General features: G+C 57.5%; 7 protein-coding genes. 5 read left to right on the top strand and 2 right to left on the bottom strand.

What is annotated here, in order from left to right:
* Positions 1-1,570: outer membrane beta-barrel protein (locus AC13D2_RS10830; protein ID WP_482938586.1), on the top strand; the 1,570-nt coding region annotated here is incomplete at its 5' end.
* A 14-nt stretch (positions 1,571-1,584) separates the two neighbouring features.
* Here AC13D2_RS10830 and AC13D2_RS10825 read toward each other — a convergent pair.
* Positions 1,585-2,073, bottom strand: a complete 489-nt coding sequence (locus AC13D2_RS10825; RefSeq protein WP_292046580.1) for a DUF2505 domain-containing protein — start codon at positions 2,071-2,073, stop codon at positions 1,585-1,587.
* Positions 2,074-2,255: 182 nt separating this feature from the next.
* On the opposite strand from AC13D2_RS10825, the gene AC13D2_RS10820 reads away from it, so the two are divergent.
* From AC13D2_RS10820 to AC13D2_RS10805, 4 genes are all read left to right on the top strand, one after another.
* Positions 2,256-3,608 (top strand): adenosylmethionine--8-amino-7-oxononanoate transaminase, encoded by a 1,353-nt coding sequence (locus AC13D2_RS10820; RefSeq protein ID WP_420389400.1) that lies wholly within the window; start codon positions 2,256-2,258, stop codon positions 3,606-3,608.
* An 8-nt stretch (positions 3,609-3,616) separates the two neighbouring features.
* Positions 3,617-4,351 carry a 16S rRNA (uracil(1498)-N(3))-methyltransferase gene (locus AC13D2_RS10815; protein WP_482938585.1) on the top strand — a complete coding sequence of 245 codons (735 nt, stop codon included), beginning with the start codon at positions 3,617-3,619 and terminating at the stop codon, positions 4,349-4,351.
* Between the two features lie 261 nt (positions 4,352-4,612).
* Positions 4,613-5,842, top strand: coding sequence for a DUF445 domain-containing protein (locus AC13D2_RS10810; protein ID WP_300498997.1), 1,230 nt, complete (start codon positions 4,613-4,615; stop codon positions 5,840-5,842).
* A 124-nt stretch (positions 5,843-5,966) separates the two neighbouring features.
* The gene (locus tag AC13D2_RS10805; protein ID WP_300498983.1) at positions 5,967-7,013 is read left to right on the top strand and encodes an HDOD domain-containing protein; all 1,047 of its coding nucleotides are present in this window, start codon (positions 5,967-5,969) and stop codon (positions 7,011-7,013) included.
* On the opposite strand, the gene AC13D2_RS10800 is transcribed toward AC13D2_RS10805, so the two are convergent.
* Complete coding sequence (locus AC13D2_RS10800) at positions 7,010-8,332, bottom strand: YihY/virulence factor BrkB family protein (RefSeq protein WP_482938584.1); 1,323 nt, start codon at positions 8,330-8,332, stop codon at positions 7,010-7,012. The two genes, AC13D2_RS10805 and AC13D2_RS10800, sit on opposite strands and share 4 nt — an antisense overlap.
* Positions 8,333-8,392 lie beyond the last annotated feature (60 nt).

Here is an 8,392-nt window from a genome sequence, read left to right as displayed (position 1 = left end):
CCAAGGCACACTGTTTAACCCTGCCGACGACGACACCGATGCGCTGCCGAACTACCGTGACATCGAGAGCTCGAACCCGGCCAACGACGGCAGCGGTCCCTTCGATGTCAGCAATCGCGATGACGCCGCCACTGTCGACGCTGACAATGATGGCCTGGTCGACGATACCGCTGACCGGGATGGTGACGGTATCGCCGACATCGTCGACGAAAGCGACTTCGGGTTCGGCTCGCTGGAAGACTACGATCTGGATGGGATCAACAACCGTGCTGACCTGGACGACGACAACGATGGCATTCCTGACGTGGCAGAAGGTAGCGGTCTCATCGATACCGACGGCGATAATCTGCCGGACAGCCTTGACCCGGACAGCGATAATGATGGCATCAGCGATGTTCTTGAAGCCAACCAAGGGCGTCTGGATTCAGACTCCGACACCTATATTGACCTGTTCCTCGACGCTGACCTGAATGGTCTGGACGATGGTGTTGCCGTGGATTTCCTGCCCATCGATTCAGATTCCGATGGCGTAGCCGACTTCCAGGATCTCGATTCGGACAACGACGGCATTGTTGACCTGGTGGAAGCAGCTGACAAAGGCGTCGATATCCGTCAGGTAGACAGTAACGGCGATGGCATGGTGGATCTGCTGGGAATCAACGGCAACACTTCCCGTCGCTGGTCTCCCATTGATTTTGACGGCGACGGACGTGAAGACTACCGTGACATTGACTCCGATGGAGATGGTTATAATGATGACCTTGAAGGAGGTGACTTCGATGGTGATGGTCAGATTGATCGTCTCGACAATAGCGGCGAATTGGAAACAGCGGTCAGGGGAGTCGGAGGCGTTGGTGTCTGGATGTTGACCGCTCTGCTTGCACTCGTGCTGGTCCGCCGCTCTGGATACAGACACGCACTTCCACTGCTGGCAGCAGCAGTGGCCTTCAGTCTGCCCGGCCTTTCCCAGGCAGACGCGGGTCAGTGCGGATACCAGCTGTCTTCAAGCCATGAAATCGTTACGGATGACGATGGTGAAGAGGACGTACAGTTCTCGGATTGTTTTTATGGCAACCTTGGGCTCGGGCTTACCCATATAGATCCGGAAGGCGAAAGCAATGGCTGGCGTACCAACGACGACTCTGATTGGGGTTGGAAGGTAGCGGTTGGCCATCACTTCGCGCCCCACTGGTTCTGGGAACTGTCCTACAGCGATCTAGGGGAGGCCGGTCTCGGCAACCGCAACCCTGCACTGGAGCGGGTGACACCTGACGCCCATATCGACTACCAGGTTCCGTCGCTCATGGCCGGTTACTGGTTTCGGGAGCCCGGCCATCGGTTCAATGCCTTCGTCAAAGCGGGTGCATCATTGATTCAGAACAGCGCCAGCGACGACAGAATCGGTTACGACGAGCAATCGACACTGCAGTTTTCACTGGGTGTCGGGGTGCAATACCGACCGCTCGAATCAGCCTGGTTCATTCGAGCCGAACTGGACAGTTATGATCGGGACGCGCGCTATCTGGGCCTGCAGCTTGGTCGCTATTTTGGCGGACCGGATCGCAGATAACGTTTACGATAACCTCACAACAACTGGCGGGTGACCCTGTACTCCTTCTCAATCTTGGTATGGGAATCATCCGCCAGAAACCGCGCAATCTTCCTGCCCAGCAGCGGCACTTCGCACCAGACGTTAAGCGTGACGTAGTTGATGCAGGCCTGTTCGGTGCCTTGCAGGCGCATGTTGCCCTTGATCTTCGCCGGCACGCCTTCGATCTTCACCCGGAACTCGCAGTGCCATTCACCGTCGTCCTTGCGGAACCAGTGTTCTTCCTGGCGTACGCGATTCCATTCCTTGTGAAAACTGGCGAGGATGCCGGGCACTTCGGTGGAAGCCATCATTTCCCGCTCCACCACCACCTTTGCGGACAAGTCGTCGCGAGTCAGCTCCGGTATGCGCACATTGCGCGAACCCAATCGCTGGTTTTTCTCCTGGATATGGGCCTCGTCGAAAAACGAACCCAGCACCCGTTCCAGGCCAGCATCGTATGAATGTCTCAATTCCAGTTCCATAAAGGCCTCCGTAAAAGAATGGCCTGATTGTGTGCGGTGAGTTTCGTTCACACATTGGCCCGCCGGTCACCGGCGGATGGCATAGTGGTCAGCAGGCGCTGTTAACTGTAATATTCGCACTGGTTAACAGCCGACCTTTTGTTGGAACCTGACAGAACCCCACCGTCTGACGGAGATTTATCATGCGCAACGCTGACCTCGTCGCCCGCGGCCTCAAATCCGTATGGCATCCCTGCACCCAAATGAAAGACCACGAAGGCACCTTGCCCCTGGTGCCAATCAAACGGGGCGAAGGGGTCTGGCTGGAGGACTTCGAGAGCAACCGCTACATCGACGCCGTGAGCTCCTGGTGGGTCAACCTGTTCGGCCATGCGAATCCGCGAATCAACGCCGCCATTCAGGAGCAGATTGGTCAGTTGGAACATGTGATCCTGGCGGGGTTTACCCACGAGCCGGTGGTCAGCCTGTCCGAACGACTGATTGAAGTGACTCCTGAAGGCCTCAACAAGTGCTTCTACGCAGACAACGGTTCGTCTGCGATTGAAGCAGCGCTCAAGATGAGCTTCCACTACTGGAAGAACCACGGCAAACCCGGCAAGAAGAACTTCGTCAACCTGAGCAACAGCTACCATGGGGAAACACTGGGCGCCCTGGCGCTGGGTGATGTGGCGCTCTACAAGGACACCTATCAACCGTTATTGATGGAAGTGCTGACGGCACCCTCCCCGGATGCATTCAATAAGGAGCCCGGCGAAACCGACGAGGAATACGCGCTGCGTCAGTTTGAGGCCATGGACGCACTTCTGGCCGAAAAGCACGAGGAAATCTGCGCCGTGGTGGTGGAGCCCCTGATACAATGCGCCGGAGGCATGCGCATGCACCACCCGATTTACCACACCAAACTGCGCGAAGCCTGTGACAAATATGGCGTGCACCTGATCGCCGACGAAATTGCCGTTGGCTTCGGCCGCACCGGCACCCTGTTCGCTTGCGAGCAGTCCGGCATCACTCCGGACTTCATGTGCCTGTCGAAGGGCCTGACTGCCGGCTACCTGCCACTGTCGGTGGTGTTGACCACAGACACCGTCTACAACGCCTTCTACGACGATTACGAAACCCTGAAAGCCTTCCTGCACAGCCACAGCTATACCGGCAATCCCATCGGCTGCGCCGTTGCCCTGGCCACCCTGGACATCTTCCGCGATGACAACGTCATCGAAAACAACAAACGCCTGAGCACCTGTATGGCAGACTCCGTCGCGCATCTGGCGGACCACCCCAACGTCGGCGACATCCGCCAACACGGCATGACCCTGGCGGTGGAAATGGTAAAGAACAAGACCACCAAAGAGCCCTTCCCCTGGCAGGAGCGGCGCGGCATTCGCGTATACCAGCATGCCCTCACCCGCCAGTCGCTGTTGCGCCCACTGGGTAACGTGGTCTACTTTATGCCCCCTTACGTGATCACCGAAGAACAGATCCGCCACCTGGCCCAAGTGGCCACAGAAGGCATCGAAATCGCCGTACGGGACTGACAAACACCATGCGCATCCCCCGCATCTATACCGACTCACCCCTGAGTGAAGGCGCCACGGCCGGCCTGGACGACAATGCTGCGCAACACGTCGGCCGTGTGCTGCGCATGCAGCCCGGCCAGGAATTGCTGCTGTTTAACGGCGACGGCAACGACTACCTCGCCACCATCACCGAGGCCGGGAAGAAACACGTGTCGGTCGAGGTGGGAACGCCGTCCGCCAATGCCACCGAGTCCCACCTGGAGATCGTACTCGGCCAGACCCTATCCAAAGGCGACCGCATGGACTACGCCGTTCAGAAAGCTGTGGAAATGGGCGTTACCCGCATCGCCCCCCTCACCACCGAACGCTGCGACGTCAAACTCAAAGGCGACCGTGAAGAGAAACGCCTGCGCCACTGGCAATCCGTCGCCATCAGCGCTGCCGAACAGTGTGGCCGCGCCCGGGTGCCCGAGATATTGCCAGTGATGACGCTGCCGGAATGGTTTGAAAACTCGGGTGACTGCGATTTGCGCCTGGTCCTACACCACCGTACCGAACAATCCCTGGACACCCTGACCAAGCCCGCCCGCGTCGCTCTGATGATCGGCCCCGAAGGCGGCCTCAGCCCGGACGAAATTACCGCTGCCGAAACCGCCGGCTTCCTGCCCGTTGCCCTGGGCCCCCGCGTTCTACGAACCGAAACCGCCCCGGTTGCCGCCATGGCACTATGTCAGTGGTTGTGGGGTGATATCGGCGGTTGAGCCTACCGACTGTGCCGCCATCTCAATCTGGCGCGCAAGTCATTGACAGAGCCGGCCCCCAACAACATTATCCCTGTCGAGTGATAAGTCTATTGAGGATAGCTCTGTAGTCGGGGCTGCATTACGGGGAGGCCTTTCCAAAACTGTGCGTAGCCATGGATGGCGGAGCCCAAGCGCCACAGGGATGTGCCGCAAGGAGCGTGTTTTGGAAAGGCCTCCCCGTAATGCAGCAAACTCCAGAACCCAAAAAGCGAACACCAGATGACAAGCCTGCTAAGTACCCCAGAATTCTGGCAATACCTCAGTATCCCCGTCATTGCCGCCCTGATTGGCTGGACCACCAACTGGCTGGCCATCAAAATGACCTTCTACCCGCTGGAATTCGTCGGCAAGCCTCCGTTATTGGGCTGGCAGGGCATTATCCCCTCAAAGGCGCGAAAGATGGCCGCCATCAGCGTCGACGCCACCATCTCCAAAATCGGCACCGTGCGGGAAATATTCCAGCAGATCGACCCTCAGGTACTCGCCGCCCATATCATCTACACCGTCGAACCCCGCACCGAAGAATACGTCGACGAACTCATGCTCAGGGAATACCCCACCTTTTGGGAAAACCTGCCCTCCTCCGCCAGGAACATGGTCTATGACCGGGTACGTAAATCTACCCCACAACTGGTAGACAACCTGGTCGGTGACGTTTCCGACAACATCGAAGACCTGCTCGACATCAAAAGCATGGTCATCGAACGCCTGGCCAAGGACAAACGCCTGCTGAACCGGATTTTCATCGAGTGCGGGGAAGTGGAGTTCCGCTTTATCATCAACTCCGGCTTCTACTTCGGCTTCCTGTTCGGCCTGGTTCAGATGACCGTCTGGTATTTCTACCAAAGCTGGTGGGTACTGCCTTTCTTCGGGCTGATGGTGGGCTGGGCCACCAACTGGATTGCACTAAACGTAATTTTTCGCCCGCTGCATGAAAAGAAAGTTGGTCCTGTCCGATTCCAGGGGCTGTTCCTCAAACGCCAGCAGGAAGTCGCCGAATCCTTCTGCCACATCGTTACCCACGAAATTCTCACCGTTGGCAACATCATCAACGCCATACTGGAAGGCCCGAAGGGCGACCGGGCCCGCAACATGGTCAAAAAGCACATTAAACCCCTGGTGGACGAAACCACCGGCATGGGCAAGGCACTGACTCAGGTTGCGTTTGGACCAACAGGCTTTGCGACCTTGAAGAACCAGGTCGGCAAGAAAGCCATCGAAATATCGCAAACCTCCTTCAACAATCCGGTGTTCGAAACCGACCGGGCAAGGGCCGTTGAAAGCATCATGGTTGAACGCATGATTGCCCTCTCGTCTGAGGAATTCCAGGACCTCCTCCGGCCCTGCTTCCAGGAGGACGAAATCAAACTGATATTGGTGGGCGCCTTCCTGGGCTTCGCCGCCGGTATCTGCCAACTGGTGTTCGTCTTCGGTGGCTCCGTTTTCTGATGCCTCAGCGCCATAAAGCTTGCGGTTATAGCGCTTAGCACTGGGCATAGCCGCCAGCTCATTCTATACTCGTAGCGTACGGGCATGTATTTCCCGGCGACTATTCTTTTCCCGGAGGCATCGGATGCCAGGCTTTTTTTCCTGGATTTCAGGACTTTTCTCGTCCGACAAACCAACAAACGCAACCAAAACAGCACCTGAACCCCGCCTGCTCAACCCGGTTGTTGCACCAGACGACAGCCCGGACATAGACCCGGCTCTGATTGACCAGTTGGAAAAGTACCTTTTTTGCTGGCTCCTTGACTCGCCTCCCGTCGCGCTGCGATCAGAGGCCGGGCAATGGGATGAGGTTCTGGAAAAACTGCGCTGGCGAATCGCCAATGGTGAACTGGACGAGTTACCGCGCCAACCCATGACGCTGCCGATGCTGATGCGGGCACTCTCCGATGCCAACACAGGCCGCCACCAGCTGACGGAGATCATTCTCAATGACCCCGCGTTGACCGACCAGCTGCTACAGATTGCCAACAGCCCTTACTTTCGCACAGGCGACCAGTCCATCGACTCGGTGGACCAAGCGGTCTTTGTTCTGGGCATGGACGGTATTCGCAACGTCGTTTCCGCCGCCATCATGCGGCCGATGATGGCGGCACGGAACAGTCGAGAAGCTCTCTTCGCACAACGGGTATGGCGTTGGGGGCTCACCTGTGCCCGCAGTGCGGAACTGATTGCCAAGATTCAGGGCCAGGATAGCAGCGTCTATTTCATGGCGGGCTTGCTGCCAGCGTTGTCCTACATCACGCTACGAAGGGAGTTGCAGCGCGTCTGCAGAACGGAATCTGGAATGGTGGAACCGCCACCCTCGCTGATCCATATCGCCCTTTCCCGCCACCAATGGGCCACATCGCAATTGCTGGCCAATGAATGGAACCTGCCGCCTAAATACCATGCCCAGCTTCTGGCCGCGGAACGACCGGCTCCGAGGCAGCTTCATACCCCGCTGAACGACGGCATCATTATCGGCACCCGGGAGGTGTTACGCCATGCCCACCAGCGCAACATGCCGGAAGACGACGTATTGCGGATTACTCACATCTCGAGGGAACAGTTTACACGGGTGCGCAAGGTGATCCTCGATACCCTTGAGGCCGGTGCAAAAACCCGCACCTAGTTTTTTTCTCCGTACCCCCCTTCCTGCTTCAGCAGTTCGGCGAAGGACACCGATTCGTGTTCCGGAGGGCGTTCCATCAGATGGCTCGGCACGGCATAGGGTAAACGGTCAGCTACCCGATCCTCATCATGACGTATGGCTTCCAGCACGTTGCCAACAGTGATCCTCTCCAGGGACTGGCCCGGGGCCAGGCAATCGCCGTTGCGGCCGGCCAATGTCAGCAGTTGGGCACGGATCAGCTTGTCACTGATACCACGGGTCACCTCCCCCGGCACCCTGAGTTGCTGCTCAACCGCTTCCTGCTGGGGCGCTGGCCGACCTTCGCTGAAGGGTTTTGCCACCAGCCACATCAACGCCAGCCCGGTTTTTTCCAGAAGTTCCGGCGACAACCGTACCTGGCGGCGTTTGGCCACCGAGCCCGGGTTCTGGAGATAGAAGGCAATGCTGGACCCCAGAAGCAGAATCATCCAGTTGAGGTACACCCAGATCAACAGGATGATGCCGATGGCGAAACTGGAATAGATGGCAGCGTACTTGGCGGAACCGGCGACAAACGACGCAAACAACATACCCGCCGCCTGCCAGGATATGCCTGCCACCAGGCCACCGATGAACGCATAGCGCAACTTCACTCGGGTGTTGGGAATAAACACGTACACGAAGGTGAATGCCCCAACCACTAACATGAACGGGGTGAAACGGGTGGCGAAGACAATCATGGAACCGAGCGGTTCGATTTCCATCAGTGCCTGTACGAACGCCGACGAGAAAATGGTGGCACTGATACCGATCGCCGACACCATCAACAACGGCCCTACCATGATAACGCTGAGATAGTTGCTGAAGCGCTGGGCCATTGAACGCATGTCCGGCACGCGCCAGATCATATTGAAAGAACGCTCGATCTTCTGCACCAGTGACACCACGGTATAAACCAGTAGTGCCAGGCCTACGGAGCCGAGCACGCCCACTTTCATGTTATCCACAAAGCCCAGAATCTGCTCGGCAATCTCGACGCCCTGCGGGCCCATGGGCCGAAAGAACTTGAACAGGAAGGGCTCCATACGCTGGTGCACGCCCAGCGCCTTGAGCACTGAAAAGCTCAGCGCCAGCAACGGCACAATACTGAGCAGGGTGGTATACACCAGGCTCATGGCGTGAAGCGTCAGGTTGCCACTGACGACGTCTCGCACCAGCGCATACGCCGTTCGCCCGGTTTTATATAGCCAGGTCCATGGCCAGTGTTGCGGTGGATTGGGGTTGGCGAGAATCCAGGTTTCCGCAGACTGAAGCCGATCTTTGAATTGGAATGAAGCCACACAACGTCCTGTTTGCCAGTGTTTTGCACAGATTATCAGTCAGATACCAAATCACAACAA

The sequence above is a fragment of the Marinobacter sp. B-12 genome (assembly GCF_056857915.1).
The sequence above is the reverse complement of the archived record's forward strand: the minus strand, read 5'-3'. Positions and strand labels throughout refer to the sequence as shown.